Below are 20,993 nucleotides of genomic sequence, written 5' to 3' on the forward strand. Positions count from 1 at the left end.
CACGTTGCCGAAATCTCAGGCCGCCGCGGCGGCAATCCGGCGCGGCTCGATCGCGGCGGCGAGCAGATAGCTGCCGCCACCGGCCAGCGCCAGCGCCCAGTACAGGTACGCGCCGTCGAGAAACAGTGCGGCCGTGGAACTCACGGCAAGCCATGCGCCGAGCGTGTACTGCAGGACGTCGCGGTAGGCGGCACCGCCTGCCAGGTAGAGCAGTCCGACGATCAGCCCGGATCCGGTCGGCCACAGGGTCGCGGCGGTATCGGGGCTCAGCGTGGAACCGAGCGCCGTGATCAGGAAGAACAGTGCCGCGAAACCGATCAGCCACGAGGCGCCGAGCAGGTTGCCCACGAGCGCTTCCCGTCCCGTCGCGCCCCGCTGGGCCCTCATGGAGACCACGGTGGTCACGATCATGGCCGCCAGCAAGCCGACGCCGAGGAGCGCGCTCGGCACGAAACTCGGTAGATCGAGCAGCGGGTTCGGACCATGGCTGAGGGCGAAGGTGCCGTGGCCGACGAGCCAGGCGAGGCCGAAGCTCAGGTAGATGGGGCGATTGTCGAGGACGGTGCGAACGGGCTGGGAAACGTACATGATCGATCTCCAGTGTGTGAGCGGGTCAGGCGCTGACGAGGACGACTTTGCCGGTGACGGTGCCGGATTCGGCGAGCTCCATCGCTCGGGCGGCCTCGGTGAGCGTGATGCGGGCCGCGACCTGGGCAGTGACGGTGCCCGCGGCGGCGAGCGCGAAGACCTGAGTGAGATCTTCGGCGATACGAGCACGGAAGCGGGTGAGGTTGCGTTTGCCCGCCCACAGGTTGTAGAAGTGCGCACTTCGCTTGTTGGGCAGCATGTTCCACCACAACAGGCGGGCGAACAGTTTCAAGACCGGCAGTCGGGAGTCGCCCTCGTCGTTCTTGGTGGCCGCCGTGCCGTAGGAAACGAGCGTGCCGCCGTCGGCGAGCAGGTCGAACGAGTCGGTGATGCCGGGCCCACCGATGTGATCGAAGACGGCATCGACGCCCCGTGGTGCGAGCGTTCGAACCTGTTGCGGCACATCGCCGCGGTAGTCGATCCAGGTGGCGCCCAGTGCGGTGACCGCGTCGGCATGGCGAGCGGACGCGGTGCCGATCACGTGAATGCCCGCGGCCCTGGCCAATTGGACCAGTGTCGAGCCGACGCCGCCGTTGGCGCCGTGGACGAGGATCGTATCGCCGGGCCGGACGTCGGCCGTGCGGTGCAGCATCTGCCAGGCGGTGATGCCGTTCACGACAAAGGTTTCCGCGTCGGCGGCATCCAGCGTGTCCGGCACCGGGATCAGGTCGGCCGCGTCGAGGTCGACGTGGCTGCTCCAGCCGCCGGTCTTGGTCAGCGCGGCGACCCGTTGCCCGATCAGCGTCGCCTCGTCGGCCGCGATCACCGTGCCGACCAGGTCGTAGCCGGGGACGAAGGGGAAGGGCGGCTGGTCGAAGTACTTGCCGCGGCGCATCTGCTGCTCGGCGAAGGACACTCCGGAGGCTTCGACTCGGACCAGCGCGCGACCGGGGCCTGGTGCGGGGAGTTCGCGTCGGGTGACGAGCAGGCCGCTCGGGTCCACTCGTCCGGGTAGGACGATCTCGGTGGCGGTAATGGTGTTCATCAGGCTGCCTTCCATGGTGTGTGACTGGTCAATCACTCTTGGTGGAAAAGAAAGCTCCAACCTGAAAGGGCTGGAGCAAGGGGTCAGTGGGCCTTCGGGTGGCGCATTCCCGTGGTGAGGGCGGTGGCCCAGGGGCTGTCGTTGCCGTCGAGTCCGAGGGTGGTGACGAGGTGGCACAGCTGGCCGTAGGCGATGAAGTACTGGATCTGTTCGGGAGTGCCGCCGGAGCGGCGCTGCACGAACGTGGTCACCTTGGCCAGGCCGCGGCGCAGCGCGTCGGCGATTTCCGGGATGTCGGTGGCGGATTGGGCGTGCACCTGCAGCATGAGCAGGCTCTTGTCGGCGATGAGTTCGGCGTAGGCGCCGCCCATGTCGTGCAGGATTCCGGCCGGGTCCTCGGCGGTGGAATTGGCCGCGCCCGTGGACATCGCGCGTTCGACGAGGTCGAAACAGTGATCGAGCGCGGCGACGAACAGGGCGACCTTGCCGGGGAAGAGTTTGAAGACGTAAGCGGGGGAGATGTCGGCGCGCGCGGCGACGGTGTTGATCGGGGTGCCGTGGTAGCCGGTTTTGGCGAACTCGATGATCGCGGCGTCGACAACTGCGTCCCGCCGGACGTTCGAGGTGGAGAGTGTGGCACCGCGCTTGGTCATGTGAGTGACTGTACACTCACTTTTTGCCGAGCGCCAACGCCAACCAGGGGATCAGTGCAGATCAGCGAGAGCGGTGTCGACGTCAGGGCCGGTCAGGCTGTGCCGGTGACTGCGCATGACCAGGCGTAATGGCCGTGGGCAGTCCGGTGCTGCGCTGAAGCGATCGGTTGCCACGATGCGCGCCGGGGCGTCGAGGTGGTCGCGGACCCGGGTCATGAGGGCGTAGCGGCTGAGGGTTTCCGCGCCCGCGATGTGCACGACGCCCGATTCGTCGGCGAGCTGCGCGAGCGCGGGCGCCAGGCTCGGCAGGTACAGCGGATTGCACACGATGTCGGTGCGCGCCTGGATCTCGGGTGCGGCGAAGCGGGCCAGGAATTTGTCCGACAACGGGCTGCGTCCGTACACGAGCGGGAGGCGGACAATCAGGTGACGCTCGTGTGCGAGGACCAGATCCTCGGCGGCCACCTTGGTCTCGCCGTAGACGTTGATCGGTGTGCGCGTCGCGCTTTCGTCGTAGTGGTCGGCCGTGCCGTCGAAGACATTGTCGGTCGACAGGTAGACGAGTTTGGCGCCGGTATCGCCGATGGCCTCGAGCAGCGGCGTCATCGGCGCGACGTTCGCCGCGTAAGCGGCGGCGGGATCGCATTGCGCGGCAGCGAGATCCACGACACCGGCGGTGTGGACCACCACGTCGAACCCCTGCTCGAGCAGGGTCCGCACCGCGCCGGTGTCGGCGAGATCCACCGGGGCGAGCCCGTGCCCGCCCCGGCTGGTCCCGACGACCTCATGGTTCTCGGCGAAGTGCGCGTGCAGCGCGCTGCCGACGAAACCGGAGGCGCCGAGGATCAGGATCCGCATCGGGTCAGCGCGCCTGCCAGTTCGGCTTGCGCTTCTGCGCGAAAGCGATGGCGCCCTCACGCATGTCCTCGGTCACCGCGACGGCCATGATCTCGCGGTTGGACTGGTCCCAGGCGGCGTCGTCGGCGAGCTTGCCGTCGAGGATGCCCAGCGCCACCCGCTTGCTCGCCTGCACCGCCAGCGGCGCGTTCTCGGCGATCCGACCGGCCAGTGCCAGCGCCGCATCGAGGACCTCGGCGGCCGGGACGACGCGATTGATCAGGCCCAGCTCCAGCGCGCGGGCCGCGGTGATCGGCTCGCCGGTGAGGATCATCTCCATCGCCACCTTGCGCGGCAGCTGCTCGGGCAGACGGAACGCGCCACCGGCCGCGGCGAACAGGCCGCGGGCGACTTCGGGCAGGCCGAAGGTGGCGGTCTCGGCGGCGACCGCGAGATCGCTGGCCAGGACGAGTTCGGTGCCGCCGCCGAGCGCGAAACCGTTCACCGCGGCGATGGTCGGCTTGCTGATCGGGTGTCGGACGTACCCGGCCAGATTCCAATCCTCATGTCCCGGGGCGAGAATCGACTCACCACGACTGAGCGCCTTCAGATCCGCGCCGGCGCAGAACGCCTTCTCGCCGGCACCGGTGATAACCACCGCGCGGATCTGCGGGTCGGCCTCGGCTCGCTCGAGCGCCTCGCCGACCCCTGTGCTCACTTCGGCGTTGACCGAGTTCATGGCTTCGGGCCGATTCAGCACGATAACGAGCACATGCTCGCGTTGCTCGACGAGGACTGCGCTCACGAGTGACTCCTTCGCTAGGTGGCTGTCAGCATGACAAACCTCTTCGATCTGTATCACGCCGGACGATCTTGAATATCCGAATCGGGGATTCGTGTCCGTCGTCGAGGCGCGCATCCCGCACTCGTCGTAGGCTGCCGAACACTCGCGAAAAGAATTTTCGGCCGGGTGTCGATCTGCCGTGGTGCCCGTTCGACCTAGGGATGAACGCAGGGCCCGGCAGGCGGGTCCCCACCGATCCGAGGAGACGAAACCATGAAGTACATGCTGATCATGCGCGCCACCGACGAAGCCTGGGCCGCCATGGCCGATATCGACTTCAACGAGATTCTCGAGACCATGGGCAAGTTCAACGACGAGTTGATCAGTGCCGGGGTACTCGTCGCCGCCGAGGGGCTCGACGATGCGGCCCAGGGCGTGGTCGTGGACTACTCGTCGGAGACCCCGGTGATCACCGACGGGCCCTACGGGGAGACCAAGGAACTGTTCGGCGGGTACTACATCCTCAATGTGGCCTCCAAGGAGGAGGCGATCGAGTGGGCCAAGCGAATGCCCTATGTCGGCCCCGGCACCAAGACCGAGATCCGTCGGGTCACCAGCATCGACGAATTCCCGCAGGACAACATCTGGATCAAGAAGGAGCGCGCCTGGCGTGAAGCCACCGGCCAGCTCTGAACCGCGATGAGCGACCACACCGGCCGCGAGGCCGTCGCCGCCGTCTGGCGGATCGAATCGGCCCGCATCGTCGGCGCGCTCGCGCGCTACACCCGCGACTTCGCGATGGCCGAGGATCTGGCCCAGGAGGCGCTGGCAGAGGCGCTGGTGACGTGGCCGCGCGAAGGCGTGCCGCGTCAGCCGGCCGGGTGGTTGCTCACCGTCGGCAGACGCCGCGCGATCGACGCGTTCCGGCGCCGCGCCGCCCTCGACGACCGCTACACCGCCCTCGCCGCCGACCTCGGCGAGGGCGATGCGCTCACCGGTGGCGACCCCGTGCGCGCGGCGGCGGACGTGCTGTGGGATCCCGATCAGATCGACGACGACGTGCTCGCGTTGATGTTCATCTCGTGTCACCCGGTGCTGTCGCGGGAGGCGCGTCTGGCTTTGACGCTGCGCGTCGTCGGCGGTCTGACCAGCGACGAGATCGCCAAGGCCTGCCTGGTGCCCACCGCGACCGTGCAGGCCAGGATCACCAGGGCGAAGAAGACACTCGGCGCGGCCGAGGTCGCGTTCGAAGTGCCGCCCGCCGCCGAGCGCCGGAAGCGGCTAGGTTCGGTGCTCGGCGTCATCTACCTGATCTTCACCGAGGGATCGTCGGCCAGCACCGGCGACGATCTCATCCGATTCGATCTCGCGGGGGAAGCGCAGCGGCTGGCTCGTGTGCTCTCGCGGCTGATGCCCGCCGAACCCGAGGTCTACGGCCTGCTCGCGCTGCTCGAGCTGACCGCGGCGCGATTCCCCGCTCGCACCGGTCCCGACGGCGAGCCGGTCCTGCTCGAACAGCAGGATCGCCGCCGCTGGGACCGCTCGGCGATCCGACGCGGTCGTGCCGCGCTGGTGAAAGCCGGTGAAGTCGGGCGTGGTCTGGGCGCCTACGGTTTGCAGGCCGCGATCGCCGAATGTCACGCGGTCGCGCCCTCCGTCGAGCGGACCGATTGGGAACGGGTAGTGGTGCTGTACGAGGCGCTGGGCAGGCTCGCGCCCTCACCGGTGGTGGACCTGAACCGGGCGGTAGCGGTGTCGATGGCCGAGGGTCCCGCGGCGGCCTTGCCGATCGTCGACGAGCTCGCTGCGGTCGGCGCCCTGTCCACCTCGCACCTGCTGCCCAGCGTGCGCGGCGAACTGCTCATCCGGCTCGGCCGCACCACCGAAGCTCGCACGGAGCTGGCCGAAGCCATCCGCCGGTGCGGCAACGAACGCGAAAAGGCCGTCCTCGCAAACAAACTCGCTGCTCTCGCGTGACCCGCCTCAGCCGGGGCCTCGGCGAACGCGGGTGATCGCCTCTGCCTTCGTGCACAACATCGGGAGTTCGGCCAACCACCAAGTCGTGCCTGCCTTTTCGTAGGCGTCGCGGTCGTGATCGGTGGCTGCGGCGACCACGACCGCGAACCCGTTCAGGTCGCCTCGGAGCCGAGTCCGACGCCGAGGGCGAGACGGCCGTTGCCGAGCAGGTCCAGAGCGACGGTCTCGCGGGCCACGTCCTGTGGACGTCGTGGTCCCAGACGAAGACGCCGTCGAAGCCCGCGGTCTCGGTCTCGGCCTCGGCCAGCACTCGCGGGTCGGCCAACTCGCCGAACGGCGGCAGATATACCCCGTGTCGTAGCGCCATATTCGCAGTATAGAGGCCATAAAGGCGCGTCTTCGCGCGCTCGTAACGTTTGTTCGCAAAGAGGTCGGGTATTCGTGAAAAGCGACGACGAGAGGTGTTGTGGATGTCCAGGGAATCGAAATCGGTGCTGCACCGGGCCATCGGTGCGTCGGCGATCGGTAATGCGGTCGAATGGTTCGACTACGGTGTCTATGCCTATCTGGCGACCTATATCGCGAGATCGTTGTTCCCCGGCGACGGCGAATCCGGGATGGTCTACACGCTGCTCGGTTTCGCCGTATCGTTCCTGATCCGGCCGGTGGGCGGCATGATCTGGGGTCCGCTCGGCGACCGCATCGGGCGCAAGCGAGTACTCGCAACCACGATTATCCTGATGGCCGGATCGACGCTCGCCGTCGGTCTTATCCCGAGCTTCGACATGATCGGCATCGGCGCCCCGATTCTGCTGTACGCGCTGCGCATGATCCAGGGACTTTCCGCCGGTGGCGAATACGGTGGTGCCGCGACATTCATGGCCGAATACGCGCCCGATCGCAAGCGCGGATTCTATGGCAGTTTCCTGGAAGTCGGTACGCTCGCCGGCTTCACCCTCGGCAATCTGGTCGCCCTGCTGCTGGTGAATGTGCTCGACGACGCGTCGATGAATTCGTGGGGCTGGCGCATCCCGTTCATGATCGCCGGTCCGCTCGGCCTGATCGGCATGTACCTGCGCAGCCGGGTGGAGGACACCCCGGTGTTCCGCGAGGTCGACCGCAAGGACGAGACCGAGGAAGTCTCCGGTGTCTACCGCGATCTGGTGACGAAGTACCTGCGTCCGGTGCTGACCCTGTTCGGCCTGGTGATCGCGCTCAACGTCGTCAACTACTCGTTGCTCAGCTACACCCCGACCTACCTCGGCTCCACGCTCGGCATGGAGGAATCGGATGCGTTGCTCGTGCCGCTGATCGGCCAGGTCGCGATGCTGTGCACCCTGCCGTTCCTCGGTGCGCTCTCGGACCGGATCGGGCGCAAACCGATGTGGATGTTCTCGTGCGCGGCGATGATGATCGCGGTGATCCCGGTCTACCACCTGATCGGGTCCTCGCTCACCGGCGCGATCGTCGGCTTCGCGATCCTGGGTCTGCTCTACGCTCCCCAGCTGGCGACGATCTCGGCCACCTTCCCCGCGATGTTCCCCACGATCGTGCGTTTCGCCGGTGTGGCGATCGGCTACAACGTCGCCACCTCGATGTTCGGTGGTACCGCGCCGGTGGTCAACGAGGCGCTCATCAGCGCGACCGGCAACAACATGATTCCGGCGTTCTACATGTTCGGTGCGTGCGCCGTCGGCTTGATCGCGTCGTTCTTCCTCATCGAGACCAAGGGCGTCTCGCTGCGCGGCACGCAGGTGCCGGGCACTCCCGAGGCGATCGAGGAACAACGTGAACTGGGCGAGCCCGTCGAGGTCGTCGTGGCGAAGTGACCGCACACCGAGGGCGCGGCGTCGAGGTGGCGCCGCGCCCTCGGTGTGTCCGGGACTAGCTCTGCGCGGCCGCGCGGAACACGGCGAGAGCTTCCTCGCCGAGGTGCGGTCCGCTGACCTCGACCGGCACGTTCGAGCGCGCGACGACCTCGGCGCAGGTGAGCTCGAAGCTGGGACCAGGGGGCAGGATCGGCCCGAATTCGGCTGCGGCCGCGGCGAAGACGATGCGACCGACCCCGGCCCACACCATCGCGGCGGCGCACATCGGACACGGTTCCCCGCTGGCGTAGACGGTGGCGCCGCGCAACTGCTCGGCGTGGCCCGCGGCGGTCGCGAGGGTGATCGCGACCAGCTCGGCGTGGGTGGTGACATCGCCGGTGGAGTTCACCGCGTTCACGCCCTCGGCCAGGACAGCGCCGTCAGGGGTGACCGCGACCGCGCCGAAGGGTCGGTCACCGAGCGCGGCCGCGTGCCCGGCGAGGTCGATGGCGCGGCGCAGGTGGGTGATGTCGAGATCGGTCAGCTCGCTCATGAGGTGAGATCCACTTCCGTTCCGATGCCGTTGGCGCGGGCCTTGTCGATGAGCAGGCGGGCGGCGGCCAGATCCTGCAGGCCGATGCCCACCGAGTTGAACAGGGTGATGTCGCGGTCGCCGCGACGCCCGGGTGCCCGGCCCGCGATCACCTCGCCCAGCTCGGTGCTCACCGCGTCCTGGGTGATCGCGCCTTCGGCGATAGCCATCAGGGTGTCCCCGGACTTGGTGAGCGTGGTGCCGATCGAGTCTACGACGACCCTGGAGCGGCGCATCGCTTCGCCGTCCACCTCCCGGTGATCCGCACGCGGCGGCGCTCCGACGGCATTGACGTGCAGGCCGTCGCCGAACCAGGCGCCGTGGACGATCGGTTCGCGGGAGGGAGTAAGGGTGCACAGCACATCGGCGGCATGGGTGACGGCCTCCGGGCTGTCGAGGGCGCGCACCTCGAGGCCGAGATCAGCTATCGCACTGCGGAATCGGTCGATCGTGGCCGCGGTCCGCGACCAGACCAGCACGGTCTCGAGCTCGCGCACGGACGCGATCGCGCGGGTGTGTTCGACGGCCAGATTGCCCGCACCGATCACGCCCAGGACCGAACTGGCTTGCCGGGAAAGGTATTTCGTGGCCACAGCGCTGGCGGCTGCGGTGCGCACGGCGGTCACGAGGCGTCCGTCGATCAGTGCCTCGCACGCACCGTCTGCCGCCGAGGTCACCACGATCACCGACCGCTGCACCGGCAGTCCGCGTTCGCGATTGGCAGGCAGGTCGGCGAGCAGTTTCACCGCGGCGGCGCCGGCGGATTCGGCGGCGGCGACCATCGGCACGAAGGCGGCCTCGCCCAGGGTCATCGCCGGCGGGGCGGGCACGAACGCGGTGCCGAGGGCCAGGTCGGCGTGTGCGCGCTCGACGGCGGCGAGCACCTCGCCGCGATCGAGGACGGCGGTCACATCGGAGTGCGACAGGATCAGAGTCAACGGTGGCTCCTACGAAAGTAGCGGCGGGTCAGGAAGTTCGGGCGAAGGCGACGGTGAGGTCACGCGGCGAGCGGCTGTTGCCGACCAAGCCGCTGACGGCGACGATCGCGATCAGGTAGGGCAGCATCACCAGCAGCGCGAACGGCACGTCAACACCGAGTGCGGGCAAGGCGAACTGCAACGCCTGGGCGATGCCGAAGAACATCGATGCCCAGATCACGCCGAGCGCGCGCCAGCGGCCCGCGATCACCGCGACCACGGCGAGATAGCCGATGCCGCCGGTCATGTTGTCGCTGAACGAATGCACTTCCGACAGCGCGAGTTGCGCACCGCCGAGGCCCGCGGCGAACGCGGCCAGCAGGACGCAGCCGTAGCGCACGGTCCGTACGGAAAGGCCGGTGCGGTCGGCGGCGACGGCGTCCTCACCGATCGCATCGATCACCAGGCCGAGTTTGGTGCGGCGGGAGAAGACGAACGCCAGCACGGCGACGACGGCGATGCACAGATAGCCGAGTGCGGTCTGACCGAACAGGGCGGGCCCGATGACCGGGATGTCGTGCAGCAGCGGAATCTTCAGCGCATCGAAGCCCGGCACACTGTGCCCCTTGCCATCGGCGAGCAGAAGCCGCGCACCGTAGGTGGTGGCGCCCAGCGCCAGCGCGTTGCTGGCGATGCCGACGACGATCTGGTCGGCACGCAGGCCGATACTCCAGATCGCCTGTAGCGCGCCGAAGATCAGGGCGGCGATCACCGCGGTGGCCGCACCGAGCACCGGCGAACCGGTGGTGACGGCGCCGAGTACACCGGCGAACGCGCCGGTCAGCATCATCGCCTCGAGGCTCAGATTGAGCACGCCCGCGCGCTCGCTGACGAGCTCGCCGCTCGCGGCGACCAGGATGGGCAGGGTGAAACCGATGCCGCTGGTGGCGATGTCGGTGACCGTGTCGAGGCTCATCGCGGTGCTCCTGCCAGGTCGGCGGTATCCACGGGGGAAACCGATTGTGGTGCCGCGGGTTCGGACTTGCGGGCGCTTCTTGTCCAGAGCGCGGCGCCGGCGATGAACACGATCATCAGCGACTCCACGACTGCGATGGTCGAGGCGGGTACGTTGGCCGCCAGTTGCAGGTTGATCCCGCCGGAGACGAGGAAGCCGAGCAACAGCGAGACGGCGACGACCGCCGACAACGAGCCGCGGGCGAGCAGGCCGACGACGAGGCCGGAGAAGCCGTAGCCGGAGGAGAATCCTTCGGCGAGCACGAAAGGCGCTGTCGCGACCAGTAACCCGCCCGCCACGCCGGCGAACGCGCCCGCGCTAGACAGGCTCAGGAAACGCAACCGGCCGACCGGCAGTCCGAGTCGCGCGGCCGCGTCGGGATTGAGTCCCACCGCGCGCAGGCGGGTGCCGAGCGCGCTGTGGCGCACCAGGATCGCTGTGCCGAGCGCGGCGATTACCGCGATCCACAAGGCGATCGTCGCGGGGGAGCGTTCGATACCGAGTAGCGGTAGATGTGCCGCTGCGGTGAGCTGTTCGGACTGCGGGAGCGTCTCCGAGGAGGTCACCGGCTGACGCAGCAGCGCGGGCTCGTGCACGACGAGCAGCACCAGTGCCAGGCCGACGAAGTTGAGCAGTAGCGTGGTGATGATCTCGCTGGTTCCACGTCGGACCCGCAGATACGCCGCGATCGCCGCCCACAGCCAGCCGGCCGCCGCCGCGCCGATCAGAACTGCGGGCAGGGTGATCGCGGTCGGTGCGCCGGTGAGCGTGGTGCCGATCGCGGTGGCGGCGATACCGCCCGCGCAGATCTGCCCCTCGCCACCGACATTGACCAATCCGGCGCGGTGCGCGATGGTGAAACCGACCGCGACCAGCATCAACGTGGCGGCGACATTGAGCGAAGCGCCGATGGCGTAGTCGCTGCCGAACATTCCCTCCCACAGCGCGGTTATGGTCGCGGCCGGTGCCGCGCCCGCCACGGCGGCCAGGATCAGACCGATCACACCGGCGGCGACCATGGCCGCGGCGGCGACGACGATCGGCTGATGCGCCCACTGGCGCAAGTCGATCCGGCCGAGTCCGGTAGTGGCTGGTCGCCGTGCGGGACGGCTCTCGTTCGCCGCGGTCATACCGATACTCCCATCATCAGTTCGCTGATCTGTTGTGCCGCTGTGGGATCGGAGGTTTCCACCGGTCCCGCGAGCGCACCGCGATAGGCGACGAACACTCGGTCGCACAGGGCCAGCAGTTCGGGCACCTCGCTCGACACCACCAGCACGCCGCAGCCGTCGGCAGCCGCGCGTCGCAGCTGGGTCAGCACGAAATCGACCGCACCGATATCCAATCCGCGCGTCGGCTGGGCGGCGACGAGACAGCGCAGGTTCGTGGCCGACAACTCGCGGGCCAGCACCACCTTCTGCTGATTGCCGCCCGAGAGCGAGCCCATCCGCACCCATGGACCGGCCGCCCGCACATCGAACCGATCGAGTTCGGTCTGCGCGGCGCGGCCGATGGCCCGTTTGTCGAGCAGGCCGAAGCGCCGGAATCGGCTGAGCTGACCGAGGAAGAGGTTCTCGGCCAGCGTCATATCGGCGACCATCGCGTCGCGATGGCGGTCCTCGGGCACGATGCCGAGACCGCGCTCGGTGCGCGCCGCTGGTCGTGCGGTGGTGATGTCGACGCCGTCGAGGGTGACAGTGCCTGCGTTCACCGGGGTACTGCCCGCGAGCACCGCGACCAGCTCGCTCTGCCCGTTGCCTTCGACTCCCGCGATCCCGACGATCTCGCCGGGCCGCACGACCAGTCGCGCGTCGTCGAGCGCGGCGCTACCGTCGGCGCGTCGCACGGTGACTCGATCGACGGTGAGAACCGGTGCGGGTGAACCGGTTTCGTTCGCCGACTCCTGCACGACGGCTTCCGCTGTCGAGGCAGGTGCCGCTGGTTTCGTGGGATCGAGCCCGATGGTCGCGGCGACAGTCGGGTGGAGATCGGCAGCGGTGCGTCCCACCATGGCGGTGAGCAACTGGGCGATGGTGGTGGTCGACATCCGCCCGCCACCGGCGACCGTGCCGCGTCGCAGCACGGTCGCGGCGTCGGCGACCCTGGCCACCTCGCCGAGTTTGTGCGTCACCAGAACCACCGCTTTGCCGTCGGCGGCGATGGCGCGACAGGTGTCGATCAACGCGTCGATCTCGGCCGGGTCGAGCACTCCCGTCGGTTCGTCGAGCAGGATCAGTGCCGGATCGCGCAGCAACGCCTTCACGATCTCGACCTTCTGCCGGGCGCCGACCGGCATCGTCGCGACCTGCTGGTCGAGATCGATCCGCAGGCGGTAGCGCTGGGCGATCTCGGCGAGCCGGTCGGTCAGGTCTCTGCGGCGCATCCGGAGTCCGCGCTGGGTGAGCAACAGGTTCTCGCCGACGGTCATGGTCGTGACCAAGCTGAAGTGCTGGTGCACCATCGCGACGCCCGCGGCCATCGCGGCGGCGGGGGAGTCGGGGCGGAAATCGTTGCCGCCCAGCTTTATCCGACCGTTATCGGGGCGGTAGCCGCCGAAGACGAGATTGCACAGCGTCGACTTGCCCGCGCCGTTCTCGCCGAGAATGCAATGGACAGTGCCGGATTCGACAGTGACGTCCACATCGTGGAGGGCCTGCACGTCACCGAAGCGCTTACCGACCCCCTGCAGGGTCAATGCGGGAGTGCTCATGGTGCTCAGTACGGCTTGACAGCGCCGGTGGACAGGGCCGTCTTCGCCTTCGCGAGCGCGTCGGCGACCCCGGAGTCCTTGCTGCACAACACGAAATCGGTGCCGTCGTTGGGCGAGGTCAGCCCGAAGCGCACGTTCTCGGCCTTCCACGAGTTGTCGAGCGCGGCATTCACCGCGAACTCGACCTCGGCGCCGATATCGGTGTGCACATAGCCCAGGTACACGGGGTTGGTGCAGTCACCGGGGATCGGGCCGCCGACCATCGTGGCGCCGGACTGGGTCGCGGCCTGCTCCATGCCCGCCTTGCCCAGGTTCACGATCTGACCGAGGGTGCCCGCTCCCGCGCCGTAGTCGGCCAGCGCGGCCTGCTTGGCTTTGGCGGGGTCGTTGAAGTCACCGACGTACTGCGGGGTCAATACCTTCGCGTCCGGCTTGGCGAAACGGGCACCGTTGCCGAAAGCGTTGGCGGCGTTGACGATCGCGGGCAACTCGACACCCCCGACGAAGGCCACCGCGCCGGACTTGGAGCCCGCCGCCGACACCGCGCCGCTGAGGAACTCGGCCTCGGCCTGCTGGGGATCGTAGTAGGCGAGGTTGGCCATGGGCTTGGCGTCGGCCGGGCCGCCGATCTCGACGAACTTCACGTTCGGGAACTGCGGCGCCACCTTGCGCACGTCGGCGTCGGTCTGGCCGCCGAGGGAGATCACCAGGTCGTTGGTGGAGGCGAAGCGGACCAGTGCCTGCTGGTAGTCGCTGGCCGCGACCTGCTCGACCTTGCTGAGTTCCACCTTGTCGCCGAGCGTGTCGGCGATGCGCTGGTAGCCGAGATACCCCGACTGCATGAAGCCGGTGTCGGAGAGCGAGCCGGGGAAGAACACACCGACCTTCAGCTTGCCCCCCGCTGCCGAGGTGTCGGCGGAACCGCAAGCCGACAGGAGGGCAGCGGTGGCGAGGGCGGCCGAGCCGAAGGCGATCGCGCGCCGAGTGGACTTGTGCACGGGGTACTCCTTGTTCGAACGAACCGCTCACTTAGCGGTATACCGTTAAGTGTCAGCCTGGGGCTCGCAGATGACAGGCGGATTACGGAAAAGTAAGAAACGGTCGCACTCCGCGAGCGGGCTACGGTTGGTGTTGTGCAGGAGCAGAAGGATGGTGCGGTGGGAGACGAACCGGCGAAGAAGTCGCTGCGGGATCGGGCCTACGAGGAGTTGCGTGACCGGATCATCGATCTGCGGTTGAGCCCTGGTCAGCGGCTGGTGGAACGTGATCTCGCGACCGAGCTGGCCATCTCGCGGATCCCGCTGCGGGAGGCGCTGCAGATGCTCGAACGCGAAGGTCTGGTCGTGATCGTGCCGCGGCAGGGCGCGATCGTGGCCCCGTTCACGGTGACCGATGTGCGCGACCTCTTCGATGTTCGCGAGAGCCTCGAGGTCCTCGCGGCGCGCTTGGCCGCCGAACGCGCCGAAACGGCCGATCTGGCCGCCCTGCGCGCGCAGCTGACCGCGGCGCGTCAGGCGACCGCCCGTGGTGATCAGGCCGCGATCGCCGCCGCGAACGCCGGCTTCCACGCGGTGATCGTCGAAGTCTCGGGCAACCCGCTGTTGCAGTCGCTGTTGCGCCCCTTGGAATCTCGGGTCCGCTGGCTGTTCCACCTGACGAAGGAACGCGACCCCGGCACCCAATGTGACGAACACGAAGCTCTGTACGCGGCTATCGCCGCCAACGACCCCGATGCCGCGGCCGAAATCGCCTACCGCCATGTAGCTTCCGGCCGAGAACCCAGCCTCGCCCTCTCGGCCCAATGGTCGATGCCCGACATCGACCCCGTCTCGGCAACCCGCACCCGTCAGCGCAGCTCCCACCGCGAGAAGACCGCGTAAGCCGCGGTACCTGGGGTCTATTCGGCCAGCAGCTTGAGGACGAGTGGGCGGGAGATGGTGCCGGTGACCTGGCGGGCGAGCTGGTTGGCGCCCGCACCGGCGGAATGGGCGGCGCGCAGGGCGGTGGCGAGTTCCGCGCGAGCGGCGTCGGCGGCGGCCTGGGCATCGCGGAGGCGGAGCGCGGCGGCGTCCACCGATGTGGTCAAGGTGTTGACCGATTCGGGGGAGATCGGATCGGGGGTGGCGTCCGGGGCGCGCTCGGCGGGTGCGGTCGCCTTGTTTCGCATGGCGGCCCGGGCGAATTCCTTCACGAACTCGCGGGTGGCGTCGGTGTCGGACGCGGCGTCGCCGAGCAGCAGGCGGGTGGTCTGCGGGACGGCGTGGGTCCAGTTGGCGAGGCCGCAGAGGGCGAGCAGGAGACGGCCCGCCTGCTGCTCGTCGACGCCGAATTGTTCTTGGGCGCGGTCGAATTTCCGCACGTAGTGCTCGGCGCGCCAACCGTCGACGTCGTGCGCGTCGGCGCCGCGGTGCAAGCCCTCCCAGAGCAGCAGGCGCAGCAGTTGCGGGTTGTCGCGGTGGTAGTCGAACAGCTTGCCGACGTAGTCGCCGGGCTCGGTCTCGGCCAGCGGCTGGACGACCTCCATGAATTCGCGCATGGTGTCGACGATGATGACGTCGAAAAGCCTGTCCTTGCTGCCGAACAGGCCGTAGATGCGTTCCTTGTTGACGCCCGCGGCCTCGGCGATGCGATCGACTCGGGCTCCGGCCAGGCCGTACTGCGCGAATTCGGCCCGCGCCGCGCGGAGCAGTGCCTGTCTGGTCGCGTCGCTGCGTTTGATGGTGCTCGCCGTCATGGGTCCGACTTTACCAGGTCTCTAAACCAACTATTTGGTTGACTGCGGGTGGCGTGCGGCCTACTGTCATCGGCATGGCGACACCGACATTTCAGCTTCCGGCCGGAAGTCCGGCTCCTGCCCGCGCTCGCAGCACCTCGCCGCGCGCTCACACCGGGCGAACCCTGCCCGTATTCGTACTGTCCGCCCTGCTGGCCACCGGCCAGATGTACACCCCGATTCCGCTGTTCGGCGCTATGAAAGCCGAGTGGGGCGTGGGTGCGGGCGTGATGACGTGGGTCATCAGTGCCTTCGCCTTCGGCTACGCGGGCGGCTTCGTGCTGTTCGGCCCGCTGTCGGATCGATACGGACACCGTCGGGTTCTGGTCACCGGCATGCTCGCGGCCGCGGTGGTCACCCTGTTGACCGGTTTGGCGTTCAGTGCGCCCCTGGCCGTCGCGTTGCGGATCGTGCAGGGTCTCGTTGTCGGCTCGATTCCACCGGCGATCATGGCCTACGTCGGCACGCGCATCGCGCCAGCGCACCGGGCCGTGGTCACCATGTCGGTGGCCACCTCCTTCCTGGCAGCCACCGTCATCGCCCAGATCGTCTCGCAGGCCGTGGTCGCGTCGTTCCCGTGGCGCACCGTATTCCTCGGCTCCGCAGTCGTTTTCGCGGCTTTGGCCTTCGGTCTGCGGGCGGTCATGCTCGATGACGCCCCCACCGGCCGCGACCTCCCGCTGCGCCACAGCTACGCCGCCATCCCCGCGGTGCTGCGGATCAAGCCGCTGCTCCCGATGCTCGTGGCGGGCGCCCTGAGCATGGCCGTGATGGTCGGCATCTACACCGGTATCGAGATCACCGGCCTGGTAACGGGTTCCGGCGAACTGCTGACTCTGCGGGCGGGCGCCCTCCCGGTGATGGTGGCGCTGCCGCTGCTCGCCATCCCACTGGCTCGGCTGTCGAAGCCCACCCAGATGGTGCTCGGCGTGCTGATCGCGGCGACCGCCATGGTCGCGGCCACGTTCGAAGGCTCGCACCTCGCGGTCCTGACCGTGTTGCTGGCGATCCTGGTCGGCGGCCTCGGCGTCATCGCCCCCGCGGTCCTGCAGAGTGCGGGGGAACTCGGCGGCGAGTCCCGCGCGGCCGCCTCCTCGGTGGCCATGTTCAGCTTCTATGTCGGCGCGACTATCGGCCCGATCGTTGCGGCAGCGGCTGCGCCACACGGCTTTTCGGCCCTGGCCTGGACCCTGGCCCTCCTCTTGGTGATCGCCCTCGGCCTGACACTGTTCGGTGCTCGCCTCCAGCGTTCCGCGAGTCCGGTCGCAGCGGCCGGTTGACGGCGGGTAGCGGGTAACCTGCTGAGTTCGGTGGCGCATCGCTCGCTCGCCCCGGATCTAGGCCGCGGCGTGCAGGGCTATGCGGGCGGCGTGGATCGCGGGGTGTAGGCCGGTGCCGTTCCGGTATACGAGCTGGGTGTGACGGCGGATGGGGAGGGGGGTGAGGATGATTTGTTCGGGGGGCGCGTAGAGGGCAAGGGCGGGGACTATCGCGGTGCCCGCGCCTGCGGCGACGAGGGTGAGGACGGTGTCGAAGTCGTCGGCGTGGTGACGGATGTGGGGAGTGAATCCGGTTGCCTGGCAAGCTCGGATCGTCAAGGTGTGACACAGAGTTCCCGGAGTTCCCGCGATCCAGGGGGATCGGCGGTGGGCTGCCAGCGAATCCTTGGTGGGCACCGGGGTCCGCGTGGCGAGGAAGACGGTTTCGGTGTGCAGGGGTTCGGTGTGCAAAGAGGCGTCGGCGTCGGCGGGGACCAGGTCGTAGTCGTGGGTGAGCGCGACGTCCAACGTGCCCGCGCGTAAGGCGTTCGGGATGTCGGCGGGGTCGATCTCGGTGACGGTGAGCTCCAGCCGTGGGTGTTCGGTACTCAGGGTGACCAGGGCGGGGGACAGCAGGGTGCGCGCTGCGGTCGGGAAGGTACCGATACGCAGGGTGCCCGCTAATTCGTCACGGGTACAGGACAATTCGGCGTCGGCATGTTCGAGGGCGGCCAGGATCGTCTCGGTGTGGCCGACCAACAGGTGGGCGGCGGGCGTGAGAGTGACCCGACGACCCGAACGTTCGAGCAGCGCGACGCCCGCTTCGCGTTCGAGCGCGGTGAGCTGTTGGGACACCGCCGAAGGCGTATAGCTGAGCGCCTCGGCGACCGCGGCGATGGTGCCGCGATGGGCGAGTTCGCGCAGCAGGCGAAGTTTGCGTACATCGAGCATCAGTTCAGCTTACGGTGGCCGTCATGAATGTGAACTAGACCTGATGGTGGGTTCGGCTCGAAGATAATGCCATGACATCGCTACACGGCCTCTTCGTCCCCCTGATCACCCCGTTCACCGCCGACGGGGCACTCGAGCCCGGCGCGCTGGAGCGGCACGCGCACGCTGTGCTCGACGCGGGGGCGAGCGGGCTTGTCGCGCTCGGCACCACCGCGGAGCCTTCCGCGCTCACCGCCGCCGAGCGCGGGCGAGTCCTGGATATCTGTGCGGGCGTCTGCGCCGACCGCGACGCGCCACTGATCGCCTGTGCGGGGGGCAACGCCACAGCGGAATCGGTCAGAGCGATCGCCGAACTCGGACGGCCGGTCGCGGCGGTGCTGGCGGTGGTGCCCTATTACGTGCGGCCCAGCGAGGAGGGGGTGATCGCGCACTTCACGCAGCTGGCGGCGATCAGCCCGGCTCCGCTGCTGGTCTACGACGTGCCGCACCGCACCGGTCGCCCGCTGAGCGGGAGCACGCTGATTCGCCTCGCGAACACGCCGAATATCGCCGGCTTCAAGCACGCCGTCGGTGGCATCGACGCGGCCAGCGTCGAATTGATGGCCGCGCAGACCCCGGCGACGGTGCTCAGCGGCGACGACCGATTCGCCTCTGCCCTGCTCGCCCTCGGCGCACACGGCGCGATCCTGGCCGCGGCCAATATCGCGCCCCGCGCCTACGCCGATCTCATCGAGGCGTGGCATGCCGGTGATGTGCTCAGGGCTCGCGCCCTCGGCAACAGCCTCGACGCGCTCGGCGCGGCGCTGTTCGCCGAACCGAACCCCACCGTCATCAAGGCGGTACTCGCCGAGCGCGGACAGATCTCGAGTCCGGCCGTTCGGTTGCCGATGTTGCCCGCCTCGAACGCGGCGACCAAGGCGGCGCTGGCGGCGAGCGAGGCGGCGACGATCACGCGGGTGTGACACCGGGGATTACGAACACTAGATTTCACTGGTCATCGGGCCCGAAAAGTGCTTGGGTTAACCGGTGACGAAACCTCCGGATATCGGTGCCGCCGCGCCCGATCGCACTCCCGACAAGCTGGATGCCGCAGTACTGAAGGTGGCGGGCGTAGTCGTCCTCGGCGCCGTGATGTCGATTCTCGACATCACGGTGGTCACCGTGGCGATCCCGACCTTCATGCAGGACTTCAACGCCTCCGTCGAGGTCGTCGCCTGGACCATGACCGGCTACACCTTGGCACTGGCCTCGGTCATCCCGATGACCGGCTGGGCCGCCGACCGATTCGGCACCAAACGCCTCTATATGGCGGCACTGACCTTCTTCATCATCGGGTCGGTGCTGTGTTCGATGGCGTGGAGTATCGAGTCGCTGGTGGCGTTCCGCGTCATCCAGGGCATCGGCGGCGGCATGCTGATGCCGCTGGGCATGACGATCATGACCCACGCCGCGGGCCCGCAGCGGATCGGGCGTGTGATGGCGGTGCTCGGTGTGCCGATGCTGCTCGGCCCGATCTGTGGCCCCATTCTCGGTGGCTGGCTGATCGACGCGTTCAGCTGGCACTGGATCTTCCTGATCAACCTGCCGCTCGGCATCGTCGCGCTGATCCTGGCGTGGATCGTGCTCGCTCCCGACAAGCCGAAGCCGTCGGAATCATTCGACTTCCTCGGCATGCTGCTGGCCTCGCCCGGCCTCGCGTTGTTCCTGTTCGGTGTCTCCTCTATCCCGGAGAAGGGCACTGTCATGGCCGCGCGCGTGCTGATTCCGGCCGTCATCGGCGCGGCGCTGTTGATCGGGTTCGTCTTCCACGCGTTGCGCACCGACCATCCGCTGATCGACCTGCGGCTGTTCTCCAACCCGTCGCTGCGCTTCTCCGTACTGACCATGTCGCTGTTCGCGACGGCGTTCTTCGGCGCCGGTTTCCTGTTGCCGAACTACCTGCAGCAGGTTCGCGGTGAATCCGCGTTCGACTCCGGTCTCCTCATGGCGCCACAGGGGATCGGCGCCATGCTGACGATGCCGATCGCGGGATTCCTGGTCGACAAGATCGGCCCCGGCAAGATCGTCATGTTCGGCATCACCTTCATCACCCTCGGCCTGGCCGGGTTCACCCAGCTGGGCGCCGACACCTCGTACCTGCTGATCGGTGGCGCGCTGTTCGTAATGGGGCTCGGCATGGGCTGCACGATGATGCCGGTGATGACCGCCGCCATCCAGACGCTCTCGCACGCACAGGTAGCGCGCGGGTCGACGTTGATGAACATCATCAACCAGACCGCGGCGTCGATCGGCACGGCGACGATGTCGGTGGTGCTGGCCGCTCAGCTCAACGATCATCCCGGGGCCAAGGTGGCCATCGGCGCCAACGCCAATCCCGACCTCGCCGCACAGATTCCGCCCTCGATCATCGAGCAGGGACTGGAAATGGCAGCGACAGCGTTCAGCAACACCTACTGGGTCACCGTGGTGCTCGCGCTGCTGACCTTGATCCCGGCGTTCTTCCTGCCGCGGACCAAACCGAAGGCGCCGATCGACGCCGAGGCTGTGGCGTTGGCCTGACCCGCACAGACGAAAGCCCGGACGGAACATCGTGTTCTGTCCGGGCTTTCGCGCAGCGGCTCAGCCGTAGAGCTTGACGAACATTTCCAGCGAGCGCTCGATATCGCCGCGCAGGGCCTTCGCGACGGCGGATCCGATCGGGCCGAACAGCGGGGCGCCGCCCAGGTCGATATCGACACTCACCTTCGACCCGGTGCCGCTCGGTTCCACGAGCATGCCGAGGCCGAACTTGGTGCCCCCGATACCCGTGCCGGTGAGGGCGAGCTTGCGCGGCGGCTCGGCGGTGCGCACCGTCCAGGTGACCTTGTTGCGGAAGCCCTTCACGCGGGCGATGCCGACGAGAACGGTGCCCGGCGTGAGTTCCTCGGGCAGCGTGCCGCGCCACGCCTCGTGAATGGTCAGCCAATCGCCGAGGTGCGGAAGGTCGGACGCGTGCGCCCAGGCCTGGTCCGGCGGGACGGGGACATCGACGGAGAGCTTCAATTTCGCCACGTCGGCGATGTTATCCGGTACCCGGGGTTCCAC

21 protein-coding genes are annotated in these 20,993 nt (G+C 68.2%); 7 read left to right on the plus strand and 14 right to left on the minus strand.

Features of this window, described 5'->3' with window-relative positions; genetic code table 11:
* Positions 1-15: 15 nt before the first annotated feature.
* The 5 genes from OHS03_RS08260 to OHS03_RS08280 all read right to left on the minus strand — a co-directional run bounded on the left by OHS03_RS08260 (position 16) and on the right by OHS03_RS08280 (position 3,928).
* Positions 16-588, minus strand: a complete 573-nt coding sequence (locus OHS03_RS08260; RefSeq protein ID WP_328662083.1) for an ABC transporter permease — start codon at positions 586-588, stop codon at positions 16-18.
* Positions 589-613: 25 nt separating this feature from the next.
* A complete protein-coding gene (locus tag OHS03_RS08265) occupies positions 614-1,633 on the minus strand; it encodes a medium chain dehydrogenase/reductase family protein (protein WP_328662085.1) in 1,020 nt (339 codons plus the stop codon).
* A gap of 83 nt (positions 1,634-1,716) precedes the next feature.
* Entirely contained in the window at positions 1,717-2,286 is a 570-nt protein-coding gene (locus tag OHS03_RS08270; RefSeq protein ID WP_328662087.1) for a TetR/AcrR family transcriptional regulator, read from the minus strand.
* Positions 2,287-2,337: 51 nt separating this feature from the next.
* Complete coding sequence (locus OHS03_RS08275; protein ID WP_328662089.1) at positions 2,338-3,144, minus strand: SDR family oxidoreductase; 807 nt, start codon at positions 3,142-3,144, stop codon at positions 2,338-2,340.
* Positions 3,145-3,148: 4 nt separating this feature from the next.
* On the minus strand, positions 3,149-3,928 hold the full coding sequence (locus OHS03_RS08280; protein ID WP_063056738.1) for a crotonase/enoyl-CoA hydratase family protein: 780 nt from the start codon (positions 3,926-3,928) through the stop codon (positions 3,149-3,151).
* Positions 3,929-4,180: 252 nt separating this feature from the next.
* Between OHS03_RS08280 and OHS03_RS08285 the strand changes: the two genes are divergently transcribed.
* From OHS03_RS08285 to OHS03_RS08295, 3 genes are all read left to right on the plus strand, one after another.
* Positions 4,181-4,600, plus strand: coding sequence for a YciI family protein (locus OHS03_RS08285; protein ID WP_056817150.1), 420 nt, complete (start codon positions 4,181-4,183; stop codon positions 4,598-4,600).
* Positions 4,601-4,606: 6 nt separating this feature from the next.
* Positions 4,607-5,884, plus strand: a complete 1,278-nt coding sequence (locus OHS03_RS08290) for an RNA polymerase sigma factor (protein ID WP_328662091.1) — start codon at positions 4,607-4,609, stop codon at positions 5,882-5,884.
* Between the two features lie 470 nt (positions 5,885-6,354).
* Entirely contained in the window at positions 6,355-7,713 is a 1,359-nt protein-coding gene (locus OHS03_RS08295; protein WP_328662093.1) for an MFS transporter, read from the plus strand.
* A gap of 55 nt (positions 7,714-7,768) precedes the next feature.
* Here the strand turns inward: OHS03_RS08295 and OHS03_RS08300 are convergent, their stop codons facing one another.
* The 6 genes from OHS03_RS08300 to OHS03_RS08325 all read right to left on the minus strand — a co-directional run bounded on the left by OHS03_RS08300 (position 7,769) and on the right by OHS03_RS08325 (position 13,924).
* Positions 7,769-8,245, minus strand: a complete 477-nt coding sequence (locus OHS03_RS08300; protein WP_328662095.1) for a nucleoside deaminase — start codon at positions 8,243-8,245, stop codon at positions 7,769-7,771.
* Positions 8,242-9,222 (minus strand): ornithine cyclodeaminase family protein, encoded by a 981-nt coding sequence (locus OHS03_RS08305; protein ID WP_328662097.1) that lies wholly within the window; start codon positions 9,220-9,222, stop codon positions 8,242-8,244. Before OHS03_RS08305 ends, OHS03_RS08300 begins: the two co-directional genes overlap by 4 nt.
* 28 nt (positions 9,223-9,250) lie before the next feature.
* Positions 9,251-10,177 (minus strand): ABC transporter permease, encoded by a 927-nt coding sequence (locus OHS03_RS08310; RefSeq protein WP_328662099.1) that lies wholly within the window; start codon positions 10,175-10,177, stop codon positions 9,251-9,253.
* Positions 10,174-11,235: an ABC transporter permease gene (locus OHS03_RS08315; protein WP_328664134.1), complete on the minus strand. Its 1,062-nt coding sequence runs from the start codon at positions 11,233-11,235 to the stop codon at positions 10,174-10,176. Before OHS03_RS08315 ends, OHS03_RS08310 begins: the two co-directional genes overlap by 4 nt.
* Before the next feature lie 107 nt (positions 11,236-11,342).
* Positions 11,343-12,926, minus strand: coding sequence for an ABC transporter ATP-binding protein (locus tag OHS03_RS08320; protein ID WP_328662101.1), 1,584 nt, complete (start codon positions 12,924-12,926; stop codon positions 11,343-11,345).
* Positions 12,927-12,931: 5 nt separating this feature from the next.
* Positions 12,932-13,924: a BMP family protein gene (locus tag OHS03_RS08325; protein WP_328662103.1), complete on the minus strand. Its 993-nt coding sequence runs from the start codon at positions 13,922-13,924 to the stop codon at positions 12,932-12,934.
* Positions 13,925-14,083: 159 nt separating this feature from the next.
* Here OHS03_RS08325 and OHS03_RS08330 point away from each other — a divergent pair, with 159 nt between their 5' ends.
* Positions 14,084-14,806 carry a GntR family transcriptional regulator gene (locus OHS03_RS08330; protein WP_328662104.1) on the plus strand — a complete coding sequence of 241 codons (723 nt, stop codon included), beginning with the start codon at positions 14,084-14,086 and terminating at the stop codon, positions 14,804-14,806.
* A 17-nt stretch (positions 14,807-14,823) separates the two neighbouring features.
* On the opposite strand, the gene OHS03_RS08335 is transcribed toward OHS03_RS08330, so the two are convergent.
* Positions 14,824-15,660 (minus strand): TetR/AcrR family transcriptional regulator, encoded by an 837-nt coding sequence (locus OHS03_RS08335; RefSeq protein WP_328662106.1) that lies wholly within the window; start codon positions 15,658-15,660, stop codon positions 14,824-14,826.
* A gap of 74 nt (positions 15,661-15,734) precedes the next feature.
* Here OHS03_RS08335 and OHS03_RS08340 point away from each other — a divergent pair, with 74 nt between their 5' ends.
* Positions 15,735-16,979, plus strand: coding sequence for an MFS transporter (locus OHS03_RS08340; RefSeq protein ID WP_328662108.1), 1,245 nt, complete (start codon positions 15,735-15,737; stop codon positions 16,977-16,979).
* A gap of 57 nt (positions 16,980-17,036) precedes the next feature.
* Here OHS03_RS08340 and OHS03_RS08345 read toward each other — a convergent pair whose 3' ends face one another.
* Positions 17,037-17,909, minus strand: a complete 873-nt coding sequence (locus OHS03_RS08345) for a LysR family transcriptional regulator (RefSeq protein ID WP_062981663.1) — start codon at positions 17,907-17,909, stop codon at positions 17,037-17,039.
* 71 nt (positions 17,910-17,980) lie between these two features.
* Between OHS03_RS08345 and dapA the strand changes: the two genes are divergently transcribed.
* The gene (gene dapA / locus OHS03_RS08350) at positions 17,981-18,871 is read left to right on the plus strand and encodes a 4-hydroxy-tetrahydrodipicolinate synthase (protein WP_328662109.1); all 891 of its coding nucleotides are present in this window, start codon (positions 17,981-17,983) and stop codon (positions 18,869-18,871) included.
* A 64-nt stretch (positions 18,872-18,935) separates the two neighbouring features.
* Positions 18,936-20,468: a DHA2 family efflux MFS transporter permease subunit gene (locus OHS03_RS08355; RefSeq protein WP_328662111.1), complete on the plus strand. Its 1,533-nt coding sequence runs from the start codon at positions 18,936-18,938 to the stop codon at positions 20,466-20,468.
* 60 nt (positions 20,469-20,528) lie between these two features.
* Here OHS03_RS08355 and OHS03_RS08360 read toward each other — a convergent pair whose 3' ends face one another.
* Complete coding sequence (locus OHS03_RS08360) at positions 20,529-20,960, minus strand: type II toxin-antitoxin system Rv0910 family toxin (RefSeq protein ID WP_062981659.1); 432 nt, start codon at positions 20,958-20,960, stop codon at positions 20,529-20,531.
* Positions 20,961-20,993: the final 33 nt, after the last annotated feature.

Source organism: Nocardia salmonicida (genome assembly GCF_036142455.1).
Taxonomy (GTDB): Bacteria; Actinomycetota; Actinomycetes; order Mycobacteriales; family Mycobacteriaceae; genus Nocardia; species Nocardia salmonicida.

What these genes read in the sequence shown, in the direction of transcription:
- OHS03_RS08260 (WP_328662083.1), bottom strand. Translation starts at nt 588, where the DNA reads ATGTACGTTTCCCAGCCCGTTCGCACCGTCCTCGACAATCGCCCCATC.
- OHS03_RS08265 (WP_328662085.1), bottom strand. Translation starts at nt 1,633, where the DNA reads ATGAACACCATTACCGCCACCGAGATCGTCCTACCCGGACGAGTGGAC.
- OHS03_RS08270 (WP_328662087.1), bottom strand. Translation starts at nt 2,286, where the DNA reads ATGACCAAGCGCGGTGCCACACTCTCCACCTCGAACGTCCGGCGGGAC.
- OHS03_RS08275 (WP_328662089.1), bottom strand. Translation starts at nt 3,144, where the DNA reads ATGCGGATCCTGATCCTCGGCGCCTCCGGTTTCGTCGGCAGCGCGCTG.
- OHS03_RS08285 (WP_056817150.1), top strand. Translation starts at nt 4,181, where the DNA reads ATGAAGTACATGCTGATCATGCGCGCCACCGACGAAGCCTGGGCCGCC.
- OHS03_RS08290 (WP_328662091.1), top strand. Translation starts at nt 4,607, where the DNA reads ATGAGCGACCACACCGGCCGCGAGGCCGTCGCCGCCGTCTGGCGGATC.
- OHS03_RS08295 (WP_328662093.1), top strand. Translation starts at nt 6,355, where the DNA reads ATGTCCAGGGAATCGAAATCGGTGCTGCACCGGGCCATCGGTGCGTCG.
- OHS03_RS08300 (WP_328662095.1), bottom strand. Translation starts at nt 8,245, where the DNA reads ATGAGCGAGCTGACCGATCTCGACATCACCCACCTGCGCCGCGCCATC.
- OHS03_RS08310 (WP_328662099.1), bottom strand. Translation starts at nt 10,177, where the DNA reads ATGAGCCTCGACACGGTCACCGACATCGCCACCAGCGGCATCGGTTTC.
- OHS03_RS08315 (WP_328664134.1), bottom strand. Translation starts at nt 11,235, where the DNA reads ATGGTCGCCGCCGGTGTGATCGGTCTGATCCTGGCCGCCGTGGCGGGC.
- OHS03_RS08320 (WP_328662101.1), bottom strand. Translation starts at nt 12,926, where the DNA reads ATGAGCACTCCCGCATTGACCCTGCAGGGGGTCGGTAAGCGCTTCGGT.
- OHS03_RS08335 (WP_328662106.1), bottom strand. Translation starts at nt 15,660, where the DNA reads ATGACGGCGAGCACCATCAAACGCAGCGACGCGACCAGACAGGCACTG.
- OHS03_RS08340 (WP_328662108.1), top strand. Translation starts at nt 15,735, where the DNA reads ATGGCGACACCGACATTTCAGCTTCCGGCCGGAAGTCCGGCTCCTGCC.
- OHS03_RS08345 (WP_062981663.1), bottom strand. Translation starts at nt 17,909, where the DNA reads ATGCTCGATGTACGCAAACTTCGCCTGCTGCGCGAACTCGCCCATCGC.
- dapA (WP_328662109.1), top strand. Translation starts at nt 17,981, where the DNA reads ATGACATCGCTACACGGCCTCTTCGTCCCCCTGATCACCCCGTTCACC.